The 21,488-nt window shown below is 64.3% G+C and carries 22 protein-coding genes; 16 read left to right on the top strand and 6 right to left on the bottom strand.

All coding sequences use genetic code 11. The annotated features are described in order from the left end of the window. Window positions 1-78: 78 nt before the first annotated feature. On the top strand, window positions 79-354 hold the full coding sequence (locus tag ACM42_RS23065) for a hypothetical protein (protein ID WP_271530084.1): 276 nt from the start codon (window positions 79-81) through the stop codon (window positions 352-354). Here the strand turns inward: ACM42_RS23065 and ACM42_RS23070 are convergent. After that, the gene (locus ACM42_RS23070; protein WP_442868942.1) at window positions 351-1,382 is read right to left on the bottom strand and encodes a L,D-transpeptidase family protein; all 1,032 of its coding nucleotides are present in this window, start codon (window positions 1,380-1,382) and stop codon (window positions 351-353) included. The two genes, ACM42_RS23065 and ACM42_RS23070, sit on opposite strands and share 4 nt — an antisense overlap. A 181-nt stretch (window positions 1,383-1,563) precedes the next feature. On the opposite strand from ACM42_RS23070, the gene ACM42_RS23075 reads away from it, so the two are divergent. After that, window positions 1,564-2,526 (top strand): lytic transglycosylase domain-containing protein, encoded by a 963-nt coding sequence (locus tag ACM42_RS23075; protein ID WP_271530086.1) that lies wholly within the window; start codon window positions 1,564-1,566, stop codon window positions 2,524-2,526. A gap of 145 nt (window positions 2,527-2,671) precedes the next feature. Continuing rightward, window positions 2,672-3,133: an NUDIX domain-containing protein gene (locus ACM42_RS23080; protein ID WP_271530087.1), complete on the top strand. Its 462-nt coding sequence runs from the start codon at window positions 2,672-2,674 to the stop codon at window positions 3,131-3,133. Window positions 3,134-3,153: 20 nt separating this feature from the next. On the opposite strand, the gene ACM42_RS23085 is transcribed toward ACM42_RS23080, so the two are convergent. Next, window positions 3,154-4,137 carry a Bug family tripartite tricarboxylate transporter substrate binding protein gene (locus ACM42_RS23085; RefSeq protein ID WP_271530088.1) on the bottom strand — a complete coding sequence of 328 codons (984 nt, stop codon included), beginning with the start codon at window positions 4,135-4,137 and terminating at the stop codon, window positions 3,154-3,156. A gap of 450 nt (window positions 4,138-4,587) precedes the next feature. Here ACM42_RS23085 and ACM42_RS23090 point away from each other — a divergent pair, with 450 nt between their 5' ends. The 6 genes from ACM42_RS23090 to ACM42_RS23115 all read left to right on the top strand — a co-directional run bounded on the left by ACM42_RS23090 (window position 4,588) and on the right by ACM42_RS23115 (window position 11,525). Next, a complete protein-coding gene (locus ACM42_RS23090; protein WP_271530089.1) occupies window positions 4,588-5,235 on the top strand; it encodes a hypothetical protein in 648 nt (215 codons plus the stop codon). Beyond that, window positions 5,232-5,507 carry an HGGxSTG domain-containing protein gene (locus ACM42_RS23095; RefSeq protein ID WP_271530090.1) on the top strand — a complete coding sequence of 92 codons (276 nt, stop codon included), beginning with the start codon at window positions 5,232-5,234 and terminating at the stop codon, window positions 5,505-5,507. Before ACM42_RS23090 ends, ACM42_RS23095 begins: the two co-directional genes overlap by 4 nt. Before the next feature lie 971 nt (window positions 5,508-6,478). Continuing rightward, window positions 6,479-7,723: an MFS transporter gene (locus ACM42_RS23100; RefSeq protein ID WP_271530091.1), complete on the top strand. Its 1,245-nt coding sequence runs from the start codon at window positions 6,479-6,481 to the stop codon at window positions 7,721-7,723. Between the two features lie 33 nt (window positions 7,724-7,756). Next, window positions 7,757-8,950, top strand: coding sequence for a M20/M25/M40 family metallo-hydrolase (locus ACM42_RS23105; RefSeq protein WP_271530092.1), 1,194 nt, complete (start codon window positions 7,757-7,759; stop codon window positions 8,948-8,950). Window positions 8,951-9,024: 74 nt separating this feature from the next. Further along, the gene (locus ACM42_RS23110; protein ID WP_271530093.1) at window positions 9,025-10,113 is read left to right on the top strand and encodes a mandelate racemase/muconate lactonizing enzyme family protein; all 1,089 of its coding nucleotides are present in this window, start codon (window positions 9,025-9,027) and stop codon (window positions 10,111-10,113) included. Between the two features lie 263 nt (window positions 10,114-10,376). Next, a complete protein-coding gene (locus ACM42_RS23115) occupies window positions 10,377-11,525 on the top strand; it encodes an amidohydrolase (protein WP_271530094.1) in 1,149 nt (382 codons plus the stop codon). Between the two features lie 6 nt (window positions 11,526-11,531). On the opposite strand, the gene ACM42_RS23120 is transcribed toward ACM42_RS23115, so the two are convergent. Further along, on the bottom strand, window positions 11,532-11,777 hold the full coding sequence (locus ACM42_RS23120; RefSeq protein ID WP_271530095.1) for a hypothetical protein: 246 nt from the start codon (window positions 11,775-11,777) through the stop codon (window positions 11,532-11,534). A gap of 63 nt (window positions 11,778-11,840) precedes the next feature. Here ACM42_RS23120 and ACM42_RS23125 point away from each other — a divergent pair, with 63 nt between their 5' ends. Further along, window positions 11,841-12,563 carry a DUF72 domain-containing protein gene (locus tag ACM42_RS23125; RefSeq protein ID WP_194389008.1) on the top strand — a complete coding sequence of 241 codons (723 nt, stop codon included), beginning with the start codon at window positions 11,841-11,843 and terminating at the stop codon, window positions 12,561-12,563. Window positions 12,564-12,721: 158 nt separating this feature from the next. Here ACM42_RS23125 and ACM42_RS23130 read toward each other — a convergent pair whose 3' ends face one another. Next, complete coding sequence (locus ACM42_RS23130; RefSeq protein WP_271530268.1) at window positions 12,722-14,074, bottom strand: ferredoxin reductase family protein; 1,353 nt, start codon at window positions 14,072-14,074, stop codon at window positions 12,722-12,724. Between the two features lie 698 nt (window positions 14,075-14,772). Here ACM42_RS23130 and ACM42_RS23140 point away from each other — a divergent pair. The 5 genes from ACM42_RS23140 to mgtA all read left to right on the top strand — a co-directional run bounded on the left by ACM42_RS23140 (window position 14,773) and on the right by mgtA (window position 20,030). Then, on the top strand, window positions 14,773-15,453 hold the full coding sequence (locus ACM42_RS23140) for a helix-turn-helix domain-containing protein (RefSeq protein ID WP_271530097.1): 681 nt from the start codon (window positions 14,773-14,775) through the stop codon (window positions 15,451-15,453). 361 nt (window positions 15,454-15,814) lie between these two features. After that, a complete protein-coding gene (locus ACM42_RS23145) occupies window positions 15,815-16,093 on the top strand; it encodes a hypothetical protein (protein WP_271530098.1) in 279 nt (92 codons plus the stop codon). Window positions 16,094-16,566: 473 nt separating this feature from the next. Next, the gene (locus ACM42_RS23150; protein WP_271530099.1) at window positions 16,567-17,031 is read left to right on the top strand and encodes a hypothetical protein; all 465 of its coding nucleotides are present in this window, start codon (window positions 16,567-16,569) and stop codon (window positions 17,029-17,031) included. Window positions 17,032-17,078: 47 nt separating this feature from the next. Further along, window positions 17,079-17,285 (top strand): hypothetical protein, encoded by a 207-nt coding sequence (locus ACM42_RS23155; protein WP_271530100.1) that lies wholly within the window; start codon window positions 17,079-17,081, stop codon window positions 17,283-17,285. Between the two features lie 204 nt (window positions 17,286-17,489). Continuing rightward, window positions 17,490-20,030 carry a magnesium-translocating P-type ATPase gene (mgtA, locus tag ACM42_RS23160; protein ID WP_271530101.1) on the top strand — a complete coding sequence of 847 codons (2,541 nt, stop codon included), beginning with the start codon at window positions 17,490-17,492 and terminating at the stop codon, window positions 20,028-20,030. A gap of 87 nt (window positions 20,031-20,117) precedes the next feature. Here the strand turns inward: mgtA and ACM42_RS23165 are convergent, their stop codons facing one another. Next, window positions 20,118-20,315: a hypothetical protein gene (locus tag ACM42_RS23165; RefSeq protein WP_271530102.1), complete on the bottom strand. Its 198-nt coding sequence runs from the start codon at window positions 20,313-20,315 to the stop codon at window positions 20,118-20,120. Between the two features lie 199 nt (window positions 20,316-20,514). Then, window positions 20,515-20,733 carry a DUF6894 family protein gene (locus ACM42_RS23170; RefSeq protein ID WP_271530103.1) on the bottom strand — a complete coding sequence of 73 codons (219 nt, stop codon included), beginning with the start codon at window positions 20,731-20,733 and terminating at the stop codon, window positions 20,515-20,517. A 400-nt stretch (window positions 20,734-21,133) separates the two neighbouring features. Between ACM42_RS23170 and ACM42_RS23175 the strand changes: the two genes are divergently transcribed. Then, window positions 21,134-21,424, top strand: coding sequence for a hypothetical protein (locus ACM42_RS23175; protein WP_271530104.1), 291 nt, complete (start codon window positions 21,134-21,136; stop codon window positions 21,422-21,424). Window positions 21,425-21,488: the final 64 nt, after the last annotated feature.

Here is a 21,488-nt window from a genome sequence, read left to right on the forward strand (position 1 = left end):
TTTGAACTAATTCTTTAACGGGTGTTTACCCCCGGCGGCCTAGGATTCCCGGCAATCCAAGTCGCCGGGACCATACGCATGTTCAAAGAGGCATCGCCGATCGCCTATGACGCACCGGCCGAATTGAAGAAGTGGCCGTCGCTGAAGGGCGAGAGGCTGAAGGATCGCGGCGCGCCCTATCTCGTCTACAACGGCACGCTCGCCGAATGCGTCCGCGAACTCATGGGCAAGCCGATCAAGGGCATCTCGCTCTACGACATCATGACGACGCCGCAACCGGCCTTCGACCAGACCGTGCTGTCGCCCGGCGATGCCGCCGAGATCGCCATGCGCAAGGATTTCCCCAAGGACTAGTTCGCGGCGCGTTTCGCGGCGGGTCCGCCCTGCTGCTTCGAGGACGTATCCGTCGGCGCATCGAGGAAGACAACGGGCGTGCCGCGTTTGACGTTCTCGCCGATCACACGAGCGTCCCAATTGGTCAGCCTGACGCAGCCGTGAGACGCCGACTTGCCGACCTTGTCGGGCTCTGCCGTTCCGTGGATGCCATAGCCCTGCGCCGACAGGCCGATCCAGTACGCTCCGACCGGATTGTTCGGACCCGGCTTGATGTCGAACGGCCGTTTGGATTTGACGCTCTTGAACTTGTAGTCGGGATTGTAGCGATAGGTCGGACTCTCGTGGGTACTGGTCACCTTGAGCGTGCCGTTCGGCGTCGGGCGATCCGGACTGCCGACTGATGCGGGATAGAACGCCAGCAGAGCGCCGCTTGCGTCGAACGCCTTCAATGCCCCGTTCTTCTTGTCGACCTCAAGCCGGGCCACGCGCGGCAGCTCTCGCCGTGCCGGAACGTTGGCAACGACGATCGTCTCTCCCACCGTGTCGAAGGCCTTGCCGGGGTTGAGCGCCTTGAGCAGATCCGCGCTCATGTGGAATTTCTCGGCAAGTCCTTCGAGAGGGCTGGTGTAGCTCAGCGCCTTCAGCGATTTCATGTCATCGAGCTTGCCCGGCAACTCCTTCAGGAACGGGCCTCTTACGTCGGTGTCGGCGATCCTGTAGTCGGCGACGATGGGACCCTCGCTCGCCGCTGTCAGCTTGTCCCAGAGCTCCGGCGCTATTGTCTTGTCGGATGCGATGCCGCTCTGCTCCGCGAATGCCTTGAGCGCCTTCTGCGCATTCTCGCCGAACCTGCCGTCAATCTCGCCAGGCGAGAATTGCGCACGATCGAGCAGGACCTGAAGCTTCACCACCGCTGGATTGATCTTGTCGGTGGCCGGCGGCTTCGCAGGGCGCGCAGCGTCATTCACCGCACCCGGATCGAGATTGCCTGCGAGCGCCGGGCCGATGAACCACAGCGAAACCACCGCGCCCAGCATCGATCGCATCGTCATCGCGCATCCCACTCGCAAGCGGCCCGCAAGGCCATGGAGGGTTTCCCTTCGGGAACACCGTAGTAACCGAAGGAACCGACGAGATCGCAGCTTTGCCGCAATCGGACGGTTAAGAACTCCTTGTCGCCGGCGCATCGCCGACCGTTCATCCCACAGTTCGAGGTTGTCTCCGCAAATGCGATTTGTCGTCGCGGCTTGCGCCGCATTCCTGATTCTGATGTGCGACCTCGATCCGTCGGCATCCCGGCAAGCATCACCGTTCCACACCACCATTGTTCAGAACAATCATGCCTCGCCACTTGTTCCGGTGGTCGAACTCTTCGTCGCCAGCGTGCAGGCCATCGAGTTCGCGAACGCGCACGCGGCCTATGAGCAGGTGATCGAGGCACCGCGCGCGGCCGAGCCGGCGGTACAAGCTCCGGTTTCACCAACCGAACAATTCTGTCACGCGCTTCGTGAAGCCGCCGAGTCCAGCGGCATTCCGGTGCCCTTCTTCGCCCGCCTGCTCTGGCAGGAGAGCCGCTTCAAGTCCAACGAGGTCAGCCATGCCGGCGCGCAAGGCGTCGCGCAGTTCATGCCGGAGACGGCCGCCGAGGTCGGGCTCGACGATCCCTTCGATCCGATGAAGGCGCTGCCGGCATCGGCAAAATTCCTGCGCAAGCTTCGCGACGATTTCGGCAATCTCGGCCTTGCTGCCGCCGCCTACAACGCAGGTCCCGGCCGCATCCAGAAATGGCTTGCCAGAGAGAGCGAGCTGCCGCGCGAGACGCGCGACTATGTCCGGATCATCACCGGCACCAAAGCTGAAGACTGGATCGAACGCTCCGAGGCGCTTGCGATCCGCATCGACCTGCCGCGCGAAGCGCCGTGCGAAGGCATCGGCAGTCTTTCCAAGGCCAAGGACGTCGCCTGGGTTCCGGTCAACCTGACGCCTTCGGTCGCGAGCATCATTCACAAGGCCGAGCAGCTCGCCACGCGGGTGGCGACGAGCCGGGCGCGCAAGCGGTTCGCAACCCTGTTGCGGAAGAATGCCACGGCCCACGGCAAGGCGCGCAGCCTGATCGCGGCACGCGCCGCCGGAAGGAGCGCGAAGGCGCGCGCCGTTCGCATCGCCGCTCGGGAACGCTCTGCGATTTGACACGAAGATGGAGAAGCCGCTTGATAGAGCGGCTTCCGACCGACATGCGACTACTCGATCACCCGACGTTCACGGGGCTCGATGCGCCAAACGCTCGGCTCTTCTTCCCGAGCGAAGGCCGCGCCTCTTTCCTGCGGAACCTGAGATGCCATCGAAGAGTGCCGGGATCATCGCCTATCGGAAGCGCGGGGAGATCGAGGTTCTCCTCGTTCATCCCGGGGGCCCGTTCTGGCGCAACAAGGATCTCGGTGCGTGGTCGATTCCGAAGGGCGAGTATGCGGACGCAGAAGATGCGGAAGCCGCCGCGCGACGGGAGTTTTCCGAGGAGCTTGGCCTCGAGGTGACGGCGCCGCTGATGGCGCTGGGTCAGGTCAAGCAACGCGGCGGGAAGGTCGTCACCGCGTTTGCGGCCGAGCTCGACATCGACACGGCCAGCATTCGCAGCAACACGTTCGAGATGGAATGGCCGCCTCGCAGCGGCAAACGGCAGACGTTCCTGGAGGTCGACCGCGCCGCATGGTTCACGCTCGAAGCGGCGCAGGAGAGGATCAACGCTGGACAACGTCCGCTGCTTGACCGGCTCGCGCAGCTGGCGGGCAGCGAATAAGCTGCCTCGCGAGCGGAGCCCTACTCCGCTTTGATGTTCGCGGCCGCGACGACCTCGGCGAGATCCTTTGTCTCCTTCGCGATCTTCGCGGCGTAGTCGGCCGGGCTGAGCACGCTGACGACGCCCTGCGAGCCGAGCTTCTCCGCGACCGCCGGATCCTTGGCAGCCGTGACGATCTCCCGGTGCAGCGTCTCCAGGATCGGCGCGGGTGTCGCCTTCGGCATGAAGAAGCCGACCCAGAACGAGATGTCGAAGCCGGGATAGCCGGCTTCCGCGACGGTCGGCACGTCGGGCAGCGCCGGCAACCGCTCGGCCGACGACACCGCCAGCGCGCGCAGCTTGCCGGCCTTCACCAGCGGCACGGCGGAGAGCGGATCGAACACCGCCAGCACCTCCTGCGCGAGGATGCCGACCTCGGCGGCCGAACCGCCGCGATAGGGCACGTGGATCATCTTGATGCCGGCCTTCTGGCCGAGCAGCTCCATGGCGAGATGGGCGAGATTGCCGTTGCCACCCGAGCCGTAGGCGAGCGCCCCGGGCGCAGCCTTGGCCGCGGCGACAAGATCGGCGACGGTCTTGATGTTGGCCGTCTTGGGATTCTCGGGATTGACGACGAGCACGAGCGGCGCCGAGACGACGGTGGTCAGCGGCGCGAAGTCTCCCTGCGGGTCATAGCGGACGTCCTTGAACAGCGTCTTGTTCAGCGTGATCGTGGACGAGTTGCAGGCGAGCATCGTGTAGCCGTCCGCGTCCGCGCGCGCGACGCCTTCGGCGGCGATCATGCCGTTGGCGCCGGCGCGGTTCTCGACCACGAAGGGCTGCCCGAGCTTGTTGCTGAGGCGATCGCCGATGATGCGCGCGACCACATCGACCGGGCCGCCCGCGCTGAAGCCGACCATGACCTTGACCGGCCGCACCGGGTATTTCTGAGCCAGGGCCTGCGTCGACAGCGCAGAAGCGCACAATCCGGCGATGACTGCCAGCAGGCGGACCGTTCGTTGCATTCGTTCTCTCCCAGGCCTCACAGCGCCGCTTGTGCATGCTTGTTCGTGCGACGCATTCGAGGACCATGAATAGCGGCCACGCCGGATTTCGCAATCGCGTTCGGGCGTTGGCATTCCGCCGCACGGCACGTACGACCCCTTCCAAACAAAAAATGCGAAAACAACCCCATGCACAGTAGGCGGCCCCTGTCGAAACAAGGACTTGCGTTGGGCAGCGACCTTCGGATGTTACGAAATCGACTTTGACTCGTCGGGCAAAACAGGGGCATAATGGCATCATCGCGATAACCGTGAGCACCCCGGCCTGCCCGGCCATGGCGCTTCGCTCCGATCGCGCCCAAGCCCTTCATCGACATCTGAAAAATCGCAACCGCCGCACGGCAGCTGCGCGGGTCGGCCTCGCCCAGCGAGCCTCCTCGCCCCTGCCGCGGGGCCCAAGGACATATCGACATGACGACAGCCCTGACACGCAACAGCACGACGCCCGTCACCAAATGCGATGGCGGCAGGCCGAGCCCACGGATCAAGCTCAGCCGGCGGCGCATCGTGATCCAGCATCCCGACGCGCAGGCCGGCGAGCGCCTGCTGGCCGACGCGCTCGGTGCCGTCGATCACGACGCGCTGCACGGCATCCTGAAGCAGCTGATGAAGGCCAGCGTGGTCCTGCAGAAGCCCGACGAACCCAATCTTGCCTTCATGATCTCGATGATGAAGAGCATCGCGCCGAGGGATTCGCTCGAAGCCATGCTGGTGGCGCAGGTGGTGTCCGTTCACGTTGCCACAATGCGGTCTGCCTGCCGCCTCGCCTGCACCGAAGACCTCTCGCAGCAGGAAGGCATCACCCGCACATTGACCCGGCTGGCACGCACCTTCGCTGCCCAGATGGAGGCCCTCAACCGCCACCGCGGCAACGGCGAGCGTCCGATCACGGTGCAGAATTTGTCGGTGCAGGATGGCGGCAGCGCAATCATGGGCAACGTCACTCAGCATGCGCATCTGATCGTGGGCGAGCCCGGCACCGCGACGGAGGCGGGACAGATCCCGTCCCAAGCCGGCGAGCGCGAACAGACCCTGGCCAGCCGGGGCATTGTCCCGTGAGCGGCAATCACATCCGCAACACCGGCTCGATGTTGGCAAGCCCACGCTGCGGGGCCGCGACGCGCAACGGCACCGCCTGCCGCGCGCCGGCGGTGCAGGGCAGGCCTCGCTGCCGCATGCACGGCGGCGCGTGGAGATCAGGCGCGCCGATGGGGAATCAGAATGCGCGGAAGCACGGCGTGTTCGCCCAGGATGGGATTGCGGAACGGCGGGCCATACGCGAGTTGCTGGGCGAGACGCGGAAGCTGTTGGCCGAGATCAAGTCAGGCTGACGGCGGAGAAGCAACGCGGCGACTTGATCGAGATGAATCATCCGATCGCCCGCGGCAGAGCTAGCGCGTCGAGATCTCAGGATCGACGGCAGCAATCTGCAGCCCGGCCTCGTTCAGCGCATCAGCGATCTGCTTCGCCAGCAGCTTCGCTTCTTAAATTCCGATCTGAGCGTCGGGATGTTCCTTGAAGAAGGCGCAAACCGTCGTTGCGATGATGGTGTTGACCTGGTGCGCATCAACCATTTGCGGCTCGCGAATCGCAGACTGCTTCACCGGATCGGCGGCGCGTCAGCGTGCAGAACGAAGACGGTCATCGCAAACCAAAGAACGAAAGAATGGCCGCGATCACAACGACTAGTCCTACGAGGTAAATCAGGCCGTTCATTGCAATTCTCCTTCCTAAGAGAACGAGTTGAATCTATTCGGGGCTCGCGGGCGCGTTCTTGGCATTACACTGCTGAATGGCCAGCCTTTCGAGCTCCACTTCCTTTTCTATTGCGGCCAGAGAGGTACCGATCTTGTCGACGATCCTGGCCAAATCGGTATCGGAGATGCGAAGCCGTCTTCGGACGGACTTTACCTGCTCCGCATTCGCAAGATCGAGCGTCGTGCGAATGGGCCGTGGCGGTCTCGAGCACAGCATGAGCAGGCCTCCTGACCGGGGCAAGCGCGATGACGTCCTTTTTGTTCCTATCGTCCGCCGGCCGGAAGGCCTCACCTCCCTGTCGTCGCGGCTCAAATAGCGGCGCAACCAGACACCGGCCGAGCCGATCCCGGAGAGAAGCGGGAATGCTCCTTGTCCGCTCTCGGCGAGCCGCCTCACGAGCTGATCGTCGGCTGCCCGAATCTGGTCTTTCGCGCGGCGATCCAGAGAGGCCCACAATTCGGAATGAGGGGGTCCCGCTCCCGCCATTGGCGCCCGCCTCGCCATCATGTACCCCCACCCAAAACCTCCTCGGGACGGGACGCTCATGACCACAGCCGCCAACGACGCGGGCACCGCCACCCGCGCGCTGATCTTCGCGCTCGTGGCGCTCGCCTGCGGGCACATGCTCTCGACCTTGCTGCGCACCATTCCGGCCGTGAGCCTCGACCTGATGGCGGCGGATTTCCACATGGAGCCGCAGGCGCTGGCGAGCCTCACGTCGATCTATCCTTTCGCCTTTGCGGCGGCGCAGATTCCGGTCGGCGCGGCGATGGATCGCTTCGGCGTGCGGCCGGTGTCGCTGAGCCTGCTCGCAGGGACCGTGTTCGGCGCGGTCGCGTCGGGGTTTGCGACAGGGCCGGAAAGCTTTGCCGTCGGGCAGCTGCTGCTGGGCGTTGCCACCTCGGGCATGCTGATGTGCCCGATGACGCTGGCGGCCAAGCAATTGTCGGCGGCCCGGTTCGGGCTGTGGTCGGGCGCGATCCTCTCGATCGGCAATATTGGCATGCTGCTGTCGTCGAGCCCGCTCGCTTTCGTGGTGGACGCTTACGGCTGGCGCGCCGGATTCTGGATGTCCGCGATCGGCGGAATCGCGGTGGCGCTTGCGGTGTTCGCGCTGGTCCCACACCAGCCGGCCGAGCACAAGGACGAGTCCTCGCCGCTGGCGCAGATGATCGAGGTGCTCAGGCTCGGCCTCTCGCGCCCGCTGCGCGGGCTGATCGCGCTGGCGCTGGTGTCGCTGGCGACCTCGCTGGTGCTGCGCGGCCTGTGGGGCGGACCGTGGCTGATGGACGTCAAGGGACTTTCGCGGGTCGAGGCCGGCAACCAGCTCGGCGCGTTCACGCTGGCGATGATCGCGGGCCCCCTGTGCATCGGCATGATCGACCGCAGGCTCGGTCGCCGCCGCGCGCTGGTGGCGGGCTCGCATATGGCCGGGGCGGTGCTGCTGGCGCTGATGGCGTTGGGCGCGCCGCATCATGCGGTCTCCACACTGTTCGGCCTGCCCGTGATGCCGCCGCAATACGACCTCGTGCTGTTCGTGCTGATCGGGCTTGCGACCTCCGCCCAGCCGCTGCTGTTCGGCATGTCCAGGCAGCTGGTGGACGCGCAAGTCGCGGGCAAGGCCCTCGCGGCCGTCAACCTCGCCTTCTTCCTCGGCGCGGCGCTGATGCAGTCGGTCACCGGCGCGGTGGCGGCGCTCGCGGGCTTGCCGGCGGTGCTGCTGTTCATGGCTGCCATGCTGGCCTTGGGTGTGCTGATCTTCTTGGCTTACACCTCGCGGGGCCCATAGGATGACGCGCCCCGCTCGCCAAAGGAATCACTCATGCCCGTCGACACCAAGGCCGCCACCGACCGCCTCATGCGCTTCCTCGCCGTCGAGGGCGTGACTGGACAGGAGGCGGCGATCGGGCGCGAGCTTGCCGCCGCGCTGAAGGAGGCCGGCGTGCCGGCGAAGGCGATCCGGCTCGACGACGCCAATACCCGCATTCCCGTGCCGACCGAGACCGGCAACCTCATCGTCGACCTGCCCGGCCGCGGCGCGCTGCACAACCAGCCCCGCATCATGTTCATGACCCACATGGACACCGTGCCGCTCTGCGCCGGCGCGAAGCCGAAGAAGTCGGGACGCAAGATCGTCAACGAAGCCAGGACCGCGCTCGGCGGCGACAACCGCTGCGGCTGTGGCGTGCTGGTGACGCTGGCCGCCGAGCTTGCCAGGCAGAAGCTCGATCACCCGCCGATCACGCTGCTGTTCTGCGTGCGCGAGGAAAGCGGGCTCTATGGCGCGCGCCACGTCAGGCTGAACGAGCTCGGCTCGCCGGTGATGGCCTTCAACTATGACGGCGGCTCCGCCTCCAACGTCGTCATCGGTGCCGTCGGCGCCGACCGCTGGAGCGTCGAGATCTTCGGCCGGGCTTCGCATGCCGGCGTCGCGCCGGAGCGCGGCATCTCCTCGACCATGATCATGGCGCTCGCGCTTGCGGACGTGAAGGCCGGCGGCTGGTTCGGCAAGGTGGTGAAGGGCAAGCGGCAAGGCACCAGCAATGTCGGCCCGGTCACCGGCGGCGAGGGCCGCCCGGCGGGCGATGCCACCAATGTCGTCACCGACTACGTGCATGTGCGCGGCGAAAGCCGCAGCCATGACGGCAAGTTCTTCAAGGAGATCACGAAGGCTTACAAGGCCGCGTTCGAGAAGGCGGCCAAGAAGGTCACCAACGCGCAAGGCAAGTCCGGCAAGGTCAAGTTCAAGGCGGAGACGGACTATTATCCGTTCCGCATGAAGGAGAGCCAGCCCGTCATCAAGCGCGCGGTCGAGGCCGTGTCCGCGGTCGGCGGCACGCCGAACGTCCGCACGGCCAATGGCGGCCTCGACGCCAACTGGATGGTCCGCCACGGCATTCCGACCGTGACCTTCGGCGCGGGGCAGAACGAGGCGCACACGATCGACGAATGGATCAATCTCGACGAATATGACCGCGCCTGCGCGCTGGCGGTGCAACTCGCGACGATGCGGTGAGCTGCCTTGCGCGACGCGCGCTTGCCGGACCTCGCACATCGTCCTAGCCTGCAAGAAAAAGGCAGGAGGGAACCATGGCGCGCATCGCAACGACCGAGACCGGGCTCTACCGGATCCCCCTCCCCGTCACGCTGTCCGACTCCACCCATGGCGAGATCGCCGCGTTCGAGCTGATCACCTGCCGCATCCGCGATGCCGATGGCGCCGAGGGCGTCGGCTACACCTACACGGTCGGGCGCAATGGCGGGGCGACTGCGGATATCCTCACGCGCGAGATTGCGCCGCTGGTCGAAGGGCGCGAGGCCGAGGACACCGAAGCGATCTGGCACCACGTCTGGTGGGCGCTGCATTATGGCGGCCGCGGCGGCCCGGTGGTGCTGGCGCTCTCCGCGCTCGACATCGCGCTGTGGGACTTGAAGGCGCGGCGCGCGAAGCTGCCGCTGTTCCGCCTGCTCGGCGGCTTCGATGCGGGCGTGCCGTGCTACGCCGGCGGCATCGACCTCGACCTCTCCGTCGATGCGCTGCTCAAGCAGACCGACGGCAATCTCGCCAAGGGTTTTCGCGCCATCAAGATGAAGGTGGGCCGGCCCGACCTGAAATCCGACGTCGCGAAGGTCTCCGCGATGCGACAGCATCTCGGCGACGGTTTTCCGCTGATGGTGGACGCCAACATGAAATGGACGGTCGAGGAGGCCATCCGTGCCGCCCGCGCCTTCGTTCCCTATGACCTCACCTGGCTGGAGGAGCCGATCATTCCCGACGACGTCGCGGGACACGTGCGCATCATGCAGGCCGGCGGCGTGCCGATCGCGGCGGGCGAGAATCTGCGCTCGCTGTGGGAGTTCAAGAACTACATCGCCTCGGGCGCGGTGTCCTATCCCGAGCCCGACGTCACCAACTGCGGCGGCGTCAGCACCTTCATGAAGATCGCCCGGCTGGCGGAAGCGTTCAACCTGCCCATCACCAGCCACGGCGCGCACGACATCACCGTGCACCTGCTCGCGGCCTGTCCGAACCGTTCCTATCTGGAGGCGCACGGCTTCGGGCTCGACAAATATATCGAGCATCCGCTGGTGCTGAAGGACGGCATGGCGCTCGCGCCGGACCGCCCCGGGCATGGCATCAGCTTCGACTGGCCGGGGCTGGCGAAGCTGATGGCTTAGAGAGATGCGACAACAAGCGAGGTGCGCCCCCTCTCCCGCTTGCGGGAGAGGGGTGGGGAGAGGGTGTCTCCGCAGTGAGACTCCCAATGACGATCCAGCCCTCTCCCGCAAGCTGGAGAGGTGAAGTGGACCACACGGCACGGTTGGTGCCCCAGCGATCACCGATCTCATTGCTGCACGCGAGGCATTCCAAGGCGCTTGATGCATGGCGCGGACAATCCGCTATTGTGCCGGCAACCTACATTTCGCGAAAGACCCCAGCCTTGATCCCCGAGCTGCACCAGAAACTGACCGCGTGGCGCCGGCATCTTCACGCCCACCCGGAGCTGTCCCTCCAGGAAAAGGCCACCGCCGCCTTCGTGCAGGAACGGCTCACTGAACTCGGCATTCCGTTCGAGGCAGGCATCGGCGGGCACGGCATCGTCGCGACGTTGACGCGCGGCCACGCACGGAGCCGGGTTGGCCTGCGCGCCGACATGGATGCGCTGCCGATCACCGAGGACACCGGCCTCGCCTACGCCTCGAAGACATCAGGCGTGATGCATGCGTGCGGACATGACGGCCACACCGCCTCGCTGCTCGGCGCCGCGGCGCTGCTTGCCGCCGACACCGACTGGAGCGGCACGGTCGATTTCATCTTCCAGCCGGCCGAGGAGGGCTTTGGCGGCTCGCGCGCGATGGTCGCGGCCGGGCTGTTCGATCGTTTTCCGATGGAGCGGGTGTTCGGCTTTCACAACTGGCCGGGCCTTGCCGCCGGCACCATCGCAGTCCACGACGGCGTCGTCATGGCCTCCGGCGGGCGCATCACCATCACCATCGAGGGCCATGCCGGCCACGCCGGGATGCCGCATCTGACGCGCGATCCGGTGGTGGCGGCGGGGCACCTGATCGTGGCGCTGCAATCGGTCACCTCGCGCGGAGTCAATCCGCTCGACACCGCCGTACTGTCGCTGTGCACGATCGAAGGCGGCACCGCGCCGAACCAGATCGCCGGGCGCGTCACCATCCGTGGCACGCTGCGCTACCATCGCGAGGCGGTCAAGGACACCATCCTCGCCGGCATCGAGCGCACCTGCGCAGGGATTGCGACGAGCTTCGGCGTCAAGGTCACGCCCGAGATCGTCTGGGGCGTGGGCGTCGTGATCAACACGCCGGCCGAAGCGGACCTCGCCCGCATCGCTGCGGAGAAAGTGCAGGCGCCCGTGCGGCGCGACCTCGCGCCGAGCATGGCCGGCGAGGATTTTGCCCATTATCTGCAGCAGCGGCCGGGCGCCTTCGTCTGGATCGGCAATGGCGAGTTGCGCGACGGCGCGGAGCTGCACGGCCCGCGCTATGATTTCAACGACGCGATCCTGCCGGTGGCGTCCGGCTGGATGGCCGAGGTCGCCAAGGCGGCGCTGGCGTCCAACTAGAATTATTCAGGAGATCTCGCGCGGCAGCTTCCAGCCCGGCCGCGACTCGAACATCTCCTCGACGCGCCCGACGTGATAGGCCGCCGGCAGACTCCGGCCGCCCTCCTCGTCCGCGACCGGAACGTCGGTGACGAGGCCCTCGATCAAGGCAGCTTCCCACACCTCCTTCTCGGTTGGAAAGGGATTGCCGATCTGCTTGTTGCCTTCGAACAGCGCGTACATCGGTTCCGGTCCTGCGTTGATCAAGCTCACGAGCAACGTATCGGCGGCACGGGCGTTCCCTCCCGGCAGATGACAAGGGATGGCACTTAAGACATGGCGCGCGTTCTGATCGGAACCTCCGGCTGGCACTACGCCTCCTGGCGCGGCCCGTTCTTTCCCGAGGGCGTGACGCTGAAGGAGCAGCTTCGCTACTATGCCGGGCAGTTCGACACCACGGAGCTGAACGGGGTGTTCTACCGCACGCCGACGCCGGAGGCGGTGAAAGGCTGGCGCGAGCAGACCGGCCGCGACTTCGTATTCGCCTGGAAGGCGTCCAAATTCATCACGCACTGGAAGCGCCTGTCGGACCGCTCCGTCAACAGCCTCGAGCTGCTGGAGGACCGTATCTCGAGGCTCGGGGGCAAGGCCGGCCCGATCCTGTTCCAGCTGCCGCCGCAATTCGAGGCGAACGCGGACCGGCTCGCCTCCTTCTTCAAGCTGCTGTCGCGGAAACGGCGTTACAGCTTCGAGTTTCGCCATCCGAGCTGGTATCAGCCGCGCATCCTGCGGATGCTGGCGGATGAGAATATTTCGCTGTGCCTGTCCGACCATCACGATGCGCCGGCGCCGTGGAAGCGCACGGCGGATTTCGTCTATGTGCGCGGGCACGGGCCGGGCGGGCGCTATCACGGCCACTACACCAAGGCCACGCTGGGGCAATGGGCGAAGCGCATCAAGTCCTGGAAACGGCAGGGCTGCGACGTCTACGTCTATTTCGACAACGACCAGAAGAGTGCGGCGCCAGCCGATGCAAAGGCGTTGAAACAATTGCTGTGATGCCAGGCGGAATGCGTTCTGGTTGAATTGATGCAAGCCTGAACACCAGCCGGGATGATCTCGTCCTACGCTCGATGATGCCGCCTTGCCGAAGCACCGCGATCACCGCCTCGCCGCAGTCCGGAACCGGTTTCTGGAAGTGGGATGCTCCACTTTGGTTATCGCATAGCGAACAGCTCCTGATGAAACCGTTGTTCGACGGGGAAGCCGTGCGCGCTGAGGTCTCGCCTGAGCGCTTCACCGAAGGCGGGCGGACCACAGAACCAGATGCTCGCCTTGCGCCATTCCGGTACGGCTTCGCGAATGCGTTCGCCGGTCAATCGTCCATCACGAGCGTCGACGAGAACGTGCAACCGGACATCGGCTGACCGCGCATCTGCTGCGAGCTTGCCGAGAGCCTCGTCGTCGACATCAGTCGTGGTGTGAAACAGGTCGACCGGCTGCGCCACGGTGCAGTTCGGAGCATCCTTCGGCATGGTCATCTGTTTCATGCGAGCGACGAAGGGCGTGATGCCGATGCCGCCGCCGATCCAGATCTGATGCGAGCAATCATCGTCAAAAGTGAAGCAGCCATAGGGCCCTTCCACCTTCACCTCCTGTCCGACACGGAGCGTCTCCCGCAGCCGGCTGGTGTGGTCCCCAAGCTCCTTGGTGATGAAGGTGATCCTGGGATACTCGGCGTTCCAGCAGGAGGCAATCGTGTAGGGATGCGCGCCTTCCGAGGTATCCGACGTGGCGAAGGCGAACTGGCCCGGCTTATGCCCTGGCCAACCCTCGGGCACCTCGATTTCGGTCTCGATTGCTCTGACGCCGGGATAATATCTGAGCGCGGTAATCCTCCCTTTGACCTGGCGCCCGGCGCCGATACGCCGCAAGAGCGCAAGAGCCGCCGCCCATGTCCCACAGGCAAGCAGCGCCCCCATGATCCATCCGAGGGGCGACATCCAGTAACTGAACTTCATCAGCGTGACCGCGTGAAAGACCAGCACCAGGTAAGCAACCGCGAGGAGCCGATGGGTCTTGTAGAAGAGCCGGTACGGGAACACTTGAATGAGCGCCAGAGCAATCAGCACCACTGTGCCGTAGAAGGCCCATTCGCCCAGGCCCTCCGCCGGTCCACGCAGGCTTGCAAGGAAGGCCTCGATCGGATTCTCAATCGCAGGCCTTGCCCCACGCTCCGGTCGCGTCAGCAAACCCAAGCCGACCGCCCATTTCGGGCCGCTGGCCCAGAGCCAATGAACGCATGCAATCACGAGGGCCGCGATGCCGAGCCATTTGTGCAGGCGGTACATCTTGTCGAGGCCGCCCAGCCATGCCTCCGGCCAGCGCGGTCGCAGTGCAAGAATCATCGCCATGCTCATGCACCCGATTGCCAGGATGCCGCTCAACTGCACCATTCTCTCGCGAAGCGGGAAAAAGGGGCCCGGCCCCAGCGGCTGCGGTTCCACAACGAGCCACAGCAGGACCAGAGCCGCCAGACTGCCCCAAAATGCCCGTTTGAGATTCTGCATGTGGCGCTCTCTCGTGACGATATCGGTGCCACATTGACCTGATTGAGCAGCGTCGCATTGAGCTGACTCAAGGCCGCATGCCATCAGTTGCACTGCCGAGGAATCCAGGACTGGAAAATGGTGTCGTCAGGCGAGTTGGCTGACGACCGCCTGGTAGCGTGACGCCGCACGTACGGCGCGGGCGTTCTCAGCTTTCGGTGGACGTGAGCGCTTGTCGCGGCATGCACGACCGGTCTTCGCCGGATGGGTAGAGACGACGCCGCTGACCGCCCCCTTCACCCAACATCTTGCCAGTGGCGATGTTGACGAAGTGCAACGAGCCGCAAGCGGGACATCGAACGGAGACGTGCGTATCCGCGGCGTCGGACATTGCGCCGGGAAGCCAGTGCTGCACGTTCATGCCAGTGCGCGGGCACTTGAAAATGATGTTGCGCTCCATGCTGCCCATATGCGCCCGCCGCTCCGGCATTGAAATTGCGGGCCAATACTTAGGCAACTGTCCTGAACGGATCGACGCGGGAGTGGCGAGGATATCGCACGGCGCCAGCGCGCAAGTCGTCAATCGAGAGCGCTCAGTCGAGCGCTTCCGGCCACGCCGACTTACGCAAACATACGTAAGGAGATCGCCCTACGAATCCTCCCGAAATATCCGGGCACGATGCGCTCGCGTATTGGAACTCCATCAAAAGGAGATTCCGATGCTGACCACCGCCCTCAACGTCAATCGGCCGCTTCGCCCTAAAACGACCCAGGCGTCCCGCGTGTCCGATCCATTCGCGGCCATGGCGGGACTGGTTGCGAGCGAGTTCTCCTACCACAAGGACGAGGAGATCTTTGGCGACGACGAGCCGGCCGAGTATGTCTACCAGGTCGTGTCGGGTTCCGTCAGAACATACAAGCTACTCTCGGACGGACGGCGTCAGATCGGATCATTCCATCTGCCCGGCGATGTCTTCGGCCTGGAATCCGGAGCGACCCACCGCCTCGCGGCTGAAGCGATCGTCGATACGACGGTGCGTCTCGTGAAGCGCTCGGCGCTCGAAAAGGCCGCAACCACCGACGTCCAGGTCGCGCGCAGATTGTGGGACATGACGGCCGCCGAGCTCAATCACGCCGAAAATCACATGCTGCTGCTGGGTCGCAAGACCGCCATGGAGAAGGTCGCGGCGTTCCTTCTCGAAATGGATCGCCGGCTGGCGGGCGCGGGCATGCTGGCGCTCCCGATGTGCCGCCGGGATATCGGCGACTATCTCGGACTGACGCTGGAGACGATTTCTCGCGCACTGTCCCAGCTCCACAGCGGAGGCATTCTCGGCTTTTCCGGTGCCAGGCAGATCGTGCTGCGCAATCGTCAGCACCTCAGGGACATGAACGTCTGATCGCGCCTTTGAGCTGGATCAAGACATGTTTGTGACCCTGATTGTAGCGTTATATCGGCATCGGGACGCTTGCTGAGGTACCGTTGCCGGAAGGAACGAAGTCCGGATTCCCAGGCATTCCGGGCGTCGCCTTCATAGACAGGTGCAAAAACCGCGAGCATGGAGCAGGCCGGAGCGCGGCTCCGCCGGAGAGTTCGATGGAACGAAGGTCGGCAACGCGGGTTTGTTGGAAGAGCTCGGACCCTGAATGGGAGAACCAAGCGAACAATCGGCCTCGGCGCTCCCATGGAGCCCGGGGCCGATTTTCGTCGACCCCATAGGATCGTCCGGGCAGAGGAGTACGCTGATCAGGAGAGCCGACATGCTTACCGACATTCACACCGACGATCTCACCGCGGTCGTGCGCTACGCACTGGAGACGACCCGCGCGACGACTGTTTGCCCCTTCCACCGCGACGTGGTCGTCCGCATCGGAGATGACGCTGCCGAGAGCCACGCCTTCGAACGCGTGAAGCGAATGGCCAGAAGTGACGGCACGAAATGGGAGAAAGAGTCTCTCAGGATGGAGATTGGCCGTCAGCTCGGAGCAGCCGCCGACGGACGCTGCCCCAAGTGCGATCCGACGGCCCCGGGGCGTTGAGCCCGGCGCGAGTGAAGGGGATCAGGCAGATGGAACTGGTTCTTTTCCTGAACGGTGCGCGCAGCTCTATCCAGAGGCCAGAATTCCCGTGAAGCTGACAAAGCCCACCGCCTCCATCGTTCGCGGGGGATCCCGGACGGATACTCCGTCAGCGGACGAAGGCGATGATCGTCGGCTTTCGCCATCAGCCGAGAGGCGTCAGGTCATCGACGAGTACGCCGACAATTTGAGGAAGATCATCCGAAGACTCCTCGGAAGGCTGAATTGATCCCGCTCAGGCGCCTCACGCCGAAGCACCAATTTCGAATTCACCGTCATCTGCTTCTCTCGACCCTGTTCGCTGCGCCTCTTCTTAACGAGATCTGGCGGCGGGAACGCGAAAGCTTGATTCAGCGCAAAGGCCTGGAACGGAGGCCTGATAGTAAAGGGCGAAACTAACAGGGAATGCTCGGATGACGCTAAGACATTGGTGCGTGGTTCTCGCGATTTCGGCGGGTGCGGTCACATCCGCGATCGCTCAGTCCGACTTTCCACCGTCCGCGAGCGCGAAACAAGAGGTGCCTCGTCTCGTCGAGGTCATGGGCATGGCGCAGCTCGAGCATCTCAAGCTGTGGTATGCAGGCAAGGCGAAAAACTGGGACCTGGCCGCGTATGAGCTCAGGCAGCTGACGAATAGCCTGGCCGAAGCAGCCGTCTTCTATCCGGCGGTGCCCATCAGCAACGTGACCACGATGAGGGAGCCGCTGGTCTCGCTCGCCGACGCGATCGCGGCGGGAGATGATCGCAAGTTCACCGCTTCCATGCGCGCGCTGACCGACGGCTGCAATGCATGCCACACCGCGATGGGCCGCGGCTTCGTGACCATCGCCGTTCCGACCGGCGGGCAGCCACCTGCCAACCAGATATTTTCGCCGTCGGCGAACAGCCGGAAGAAATGATGCGCTGAAGCAGCGCGTCGCTCAGAACATCAGCACGAGGAGGTGAGATGCCGGCAGCCAGCTTTGCGCTCAGTCGCGCCCACAGCAGGAATATCGAGCGGTATCACCGCTTGCTGAAGACGCATCTCACCGACGTCGAGCGCAACTACATCGAGTGGCGCCTGTCGCATGAGCAGGCCGCCCTCGCCGCTATCGATCGGCCGCATCAGGATGGTGCTCACGCAGACGCAGGTCGTGCGGTGTCCGTCTATTAGGAATCCTGTACGCGCATCGATTCGACCAAAGTTCATCCCACTCTCGGCTCCGTACGTCTCATTGTGGTGCTGCGGCACGGCGCATCGGAATCTGCCGCTCACAGCCTGTGTCACCCGAAGCCGAGTTGAGCTGCGTCAACCCGGGGATCGAGTAGCCTCTTACGCTCGCCTGGCCCAGATGTCAGTGACCGGCGAGCCCTCCCAATGATCGCGCAATCCATTCCGGCGGAGGCGTTGGCTGCCGAATTCTGGCAGACGCCAAAGGACGAGCTCTGCCGCACGCTCGGCTCAGGTCCGGAAGGCCTGACACAAACCGAAGCGAAACGAAGGCTGGCAATCTTCGGAGCAAACCGCGCTGACGCCTCCCAAAGCCGGTCAGCGCTGCGCAAGCTCGGCCAACGCCTCTGGAATCCCTTGATTGCGATGCTGCTGGCGGCAGCGCTCGTATCCGGGCTGAGCGGCGACATCGGCAGTTTTGCCATCATCGCGACCGTGCTGTCCCTATCCATCACGCTCGATATCGTTCAGGAGCATCGCGCCGAGCGGACGGCCGAAGCGCTGCGGGAATCCGTCGCCATTCAGGCCGACGTCATCAGGGGCGGCAGCGACATGACCGTTTCGGTGACGGCTCTCGTCCCCGGAGACGTCGTGAAGCTCCGCATCGGCGATCTGATACCGGCCGATGGCATCGTCCTCGATGCCCAGGAACTACATGTCAATGAAGCCCTGATGACGGGCGAGCCGTTTCCGGCCTTCAAGACGGACGCTCCTTGCGCGGCGGCACTGCCTGCGGACGCCACGAACGCCCTGTTCGCGGGAACCAGCACCGTGGGCGGAAGCGGCAGGATGTTGGTCGTAAGGACCGGAGGCCGGACGCGCTTCGGCGCGATCGCCTCGGCAATGGCCGCCGACGCACCGCCGACGGCTCTCGAGGAGGGCGTCCGAAGGCTCGGAGTGCTGATCCTTCGGCTGACACTCTTTCTCACGCTCTTTGTGCTGATGACTCATCTCGTCGCGCATCGTCCCGCAATGGAGTCCTTCCTCTTCGCCGTCGCACTCGCCGTCGGCCTGACTCCCGAGCTGCTGCCCATGGTGATGACGGTAACCCTCGCCCGTGGCGCGCTGCGCATGGCGAAGCGAAAAGTCATCGTCAAGCGACTGTCCGCCATTCACGACCTGGGCGCAATGGACACGCTTTGCGTCGACAAGACCGGAACGTTGACGGAAGCCAGGATCACGCTGGAGGCGCATATCGATCCGCAGGATCGGTCCAGCGATCGCGTCCTGAGCTTCGCGCACCTGAACAGCACGTTCCAGGCCGGTGTCCGAAGTCCTCTCGACGACGCGATCCTGTCAGCGAGCCGCGATGGCACGGACGGCTGGGTCCGGCTTTCGGAAGTCCCGTTCGACTTCGAGCGGAGGTGCTTGTCCGTTCTCGTCGCACGGCAGGACGAGCACGTGCTGATCGCAAAGGGGGCTCCGGAATCCATCCTGGCCCGCTGCGCTGCCGTGGAGATCGATGGCCTGGCCCATCCGCTCGACGCCGCATGGCAACAGAAAATGGCAGACATCCAGGCTCGATATGCCCGCGACGGCTTCCGGCTTCTTGCCGTCGCCATCAGGTCCATTCCGGCCGGGCAACGGACGATTGCCGTCGGTGACGAGACCAATCTGACCATGCTCGGCTTCTGTGTCTTCGCCGATCCGCCGAAGCAGGATGCGGCCTCGGCGATTGAAGCGCTCACCTCGCTCGGCGTGACGATAAAGATCCTCTCGGGTGACCATGACGCCGTGGTCTCCCATGTCGCGCGAGCGGTCGGTCTCCCGTCGGGACGCGTCATGACCGGAGCCGAAATCTCCGAGCTCACCGATGCCGCGCTCGTCGCCCGGGTCGATGACGTCGATCTGTTTGCCCGGATCGACCCCGATCAGAAGCGGCGGATCATTGCCGCACTCCGGCGCCGCAATCACGTCGTCGGTTTCATGGGAGACGGCGTCAATGATGCGCCGGCGATCCACGCAGCACATGCCGGCATATCCGTCACGGGCGCGACCGAGGTCGCCCGCGCAGCCGCCGACATGATCCTGGTGACTCCCGACTTGTCAGTGCTTGCGGCCGGCGTGCGCGAGGGCCGCAGAACCTTTGCCAACATCCTGAAATATGTTCGAATGGGAACGAGCTCGAATTTCGGCAACATGCTTTCGATGGCCTTGGCGTCGATCGTTCTTCCATTCCTGCCGTTGCTGCCGCTGCAGATCCTGCTGAACAATCTGATCTACGATCTCTCCGAAATCGGCATCCCGTTCGACGAGGTCGACCGCGAAGACGTGGCCCAGCCCGAAACGTGGAACATGGCCGGCATCCTGCGCTTCTCCATCGTCATGGGAATGGCGTCCTCCCTGTTCGATGCGATCACCTTCGTCGTTCTCCTCGAGGTGTTCGAGGCGGATGCAGCACTGTTTCGAACCGGGTGGTTCGTGGAATCGATACTCACCCAGATCCTGGTCATCTTCGTTATCCGGTCTCGCCGCATGCCCTGGCGCGCGAACCGCCCCCACAACATCCTGATCGCGACGTCTGTCGGCGCCCTTCTCGCCGGACTGGCGCTTGCGCTTGGTCCGTGGCGCGGGCTGTTCGGCTTTACCGGGCTTTCCGGAGGAATACTTGCGGCGATAATTGCCATCGCAGCGGCCTATCTGATCTCGGCGAACGCCGCCAAGCGCCTGGCAATCTCAGAGCCTTGACATTCGAGTCGGTCGATCTGGGTCGATGCCATGCGTGAAGGCGCTGGCGCGCCGCGCGGCCTGCATCCAGCTGGAAGCAGAGCATCCCTACTTTGGCGGCTGAAGACCCCGAGAGTTGACCCATTCGTCGAGGTGAGCTGCGACATCGGCCTGACGAACCTTCGCGAGCAGGTCGGCCCGCTCGCGGCCAGGCTTCAGCCTGGCGGCCTGCTTACGGAGCTGTTCGGCCCACGCCGAAACGCGGTCCTGAAACGATACGGTTTGCTTGGTCTGCTGCCGCTTCATGGTGCTTCACCCCTCCCAGGCACCTTCCGTTCAGCACCTGTTGGGCGAGGGACACGAGCACTCCGACCCGGCGCTTTGATTTAAGCTAGAAGCCGATCGGCCTGCGGCTTTGCGCCAAATCAATGAGGGGGGCGAATTTTCGCGATGTGGGGCGATCAGGGCGTCAGGGAGAGAGCCGCGCTACATCCCATTACCGGTGTCAGGTGGCGTTTGAATAAATCCGTTCGCGGTGAACTTCCCGGCCGTTCTCGTCGATGACGACGATCTGGAGCGCGGGATGACCTTTCGGTTTCTCTTTGCGTACCTTGTCGGCGAGGTTCTTGCTGTGTGCGATGGCTGCGCCATCACTCACAAGCTCCAATCCTGACTTGTCGCGGACGGGCACGCCGTCCTTGATATCGAAATAGTAGGTGGGCATCGGCTCATTCCCGCGGTCCCACACAGCTTGGCTGAAATAATCATCAGAAAAAAAGAGCCGCCGAGATACGGTGGGATGGACCTCGGCGGCGATCTGGGGGCGTAACCGTGGGGTCGTGTTACGCAAGATAAATACTAACGGGCTCGCGAAGCCCGAGCTTGATCGGGATCAAGCCCGATCTGCCGCGACTTCTGTTTCGCGACTTGGATCGCCGTTCAGAAGATCACGGATATTCTGGTTTACCGCTCTCGTTCCTGCTACTATAATACCGCGGCGGGCCTACCCACCCAAAGGCGGTCATCTTTCGTCGCCTGCCCTTGCGGTGGTAATATAGGGTTACGGGGAGTGCGCCATGCATCGCTACATCGCACGGGCGAATGTCGACCATTACATCGCGCTGTTGAGCGGCGCCGACCTCATGCCTGACCGCCGAAGCGCGATCACCAAGATGCTGATCTCCGAAGCGGACGAGCTCGGCCATGATCTGGAGCAACTCGAGTTCTTCGAAAATCGAGCGGCAGCCGGACGCAAGCGTGTGGAGACCGTCGCGCATCTGCGCGACGGTTTTGCTTTCGGAACACCAGATCGGCGACAAGCAGAGGAGCTGCTGGTGAACATCGAGAATCTTCAAACTCTCCTGGAAGATGCGTGTCATCGCCTGCGCCGGAAGATCAACTCGCGCGGCCTTTGATCGCGTCGGCAGGCTTGATGCGCGCTCCTGCAGAGCGAGCCGCAGCCGTTGATGCGTGCCGCGA

This window comes from Bradyrhizobium sp. CCBAU 25338 (genome assembly GCF_028128965.1).
Taxonomy (GTDB): domain Bacteria; phylum Pseudomonadota; class Alphaproteobacteria; order Rhizobiales; family Xanthobacteraceae; genus Bradyrhizobium; species Bradyrhizobium liaoningense.

Bases quoted from the DNA above. Each gene is read 5' to 3' on its own strand.
- ACM42_RS23080 (WP_271530087.1), top strand. From the start codon at position 2,672: ATGCCATCGAAGAGTGCCGGGATCATCGCCTATCGGAAGCGCGGGGAG.
- ACM42_RS23090 (WP_271530089.1), top strand. From the start codon at position 4,588: ATGACGACAGCCCTGACACGCAACAGCACGACGCCCGTCACCAAATGC.
- ACM42_RS23065 (WP_271530084.1), top strand. From the start codon at position 79: ATGTTCAAAGAGGCATCGCCGATCGCCTATGACGCACCGGCCGAATTG.
- ACM42_RS23105 (WP_271530092.1), top strand. From the start codon at position 7,757: ATGCCCGTCGACACCAAGGCCGCCACCGACCGCCTCATGCGCTTCCTC.
- ACM42_RS23085 (WP_271530088.1), bottom strand. From the start codon at position 4,137: ATGCAACGAACGGTCCGCCTGCTGGCAGTCATCGCCGGATTGTGCGCT.
- ACM42_RS23100 (WP_271530091.1), top strand. From the start codon at position 6,479: ATGACCACAGCCGCCAACGACGCGGGCACCGCCACCCGCGCGCTGATC.
- ACM42_RS23165 (WP_271530102.1), bottom strand. From the start codon at position 20,315: ATGAAGCGGCAGCAGACCAAGCAAACCGTATCGTTTCAGGACCGCGTT.
- ACM42_RS23075 (WP_271530086.1), top strand. From the start codon at position 1,564: ATGCGATTTGTCGTCGCGGCTTGCGCCGCATTCCTGATTCTGATGTGC.
- ACM42_RS23070 (WP_442868942.1), bottom strand. From the start codon at position 1,382: ATGCGATCGATGCTGGGCGCGGTGGTTTCGCTGTGGTTCATCGGCCCG.
- ACM42_RS23110 (WP_271530093.1), top strand. From the start codon at position 9,025: ATGGCGCGCATCGCAACGACCGAGACCGGGCTCTACCGGATCCCCCTC.
- ACM42_RS23145 (WP_271530098.1), top strand. From the start codon at position 15,815: ATGCTTACCGACATTCACACCGACGATCTCACCGCGGTCGTGCGCTAC.
- ACM42_RS23125 (WP_194389008.1), top strand. From the start codon at position 11,841: ATGGCGCGCGTTCTGATCGGAACCTCCGGCTGGCACTACGCCTCCTGG.
- ACM42_RS23140 (WP_271530097.1), top strand. From the start codon at position 14,773: ATGCTGACCACCGCCCTCAACGTCAATCGGCCGCTTCGCCCTAAAACG.
- mgtA (WP_271530101.1), top strand. From the start codon at position 17,490: ATGATCGCGCAATCCATTCCGGCGGAGGCGTTGGCTGCCGAATTCTGG.
- ACM42_RS23155 (WP_271530100.1), top strand. From the start codon at position 17,079: ATGCCGGCAGCCAGCTTTGCGCTCAGTCGCGCCCACAGCAGGAATATC.
- ACM42_RS23170 (WP_271530103.1), bottom strand. From the start codon at position 20,733: ATGCCCACCTACTATTTCGATATCAAGGACGGCGTGCCCGTCCGCGAC.
- ACM42_RS23130 (WP_271530268.1), bottom strand. From the start codon at position 14,074: ATGCAGAATCTCAAACGGGCATTTTGGGGCAGTCTGGCGGCTCTGGTC.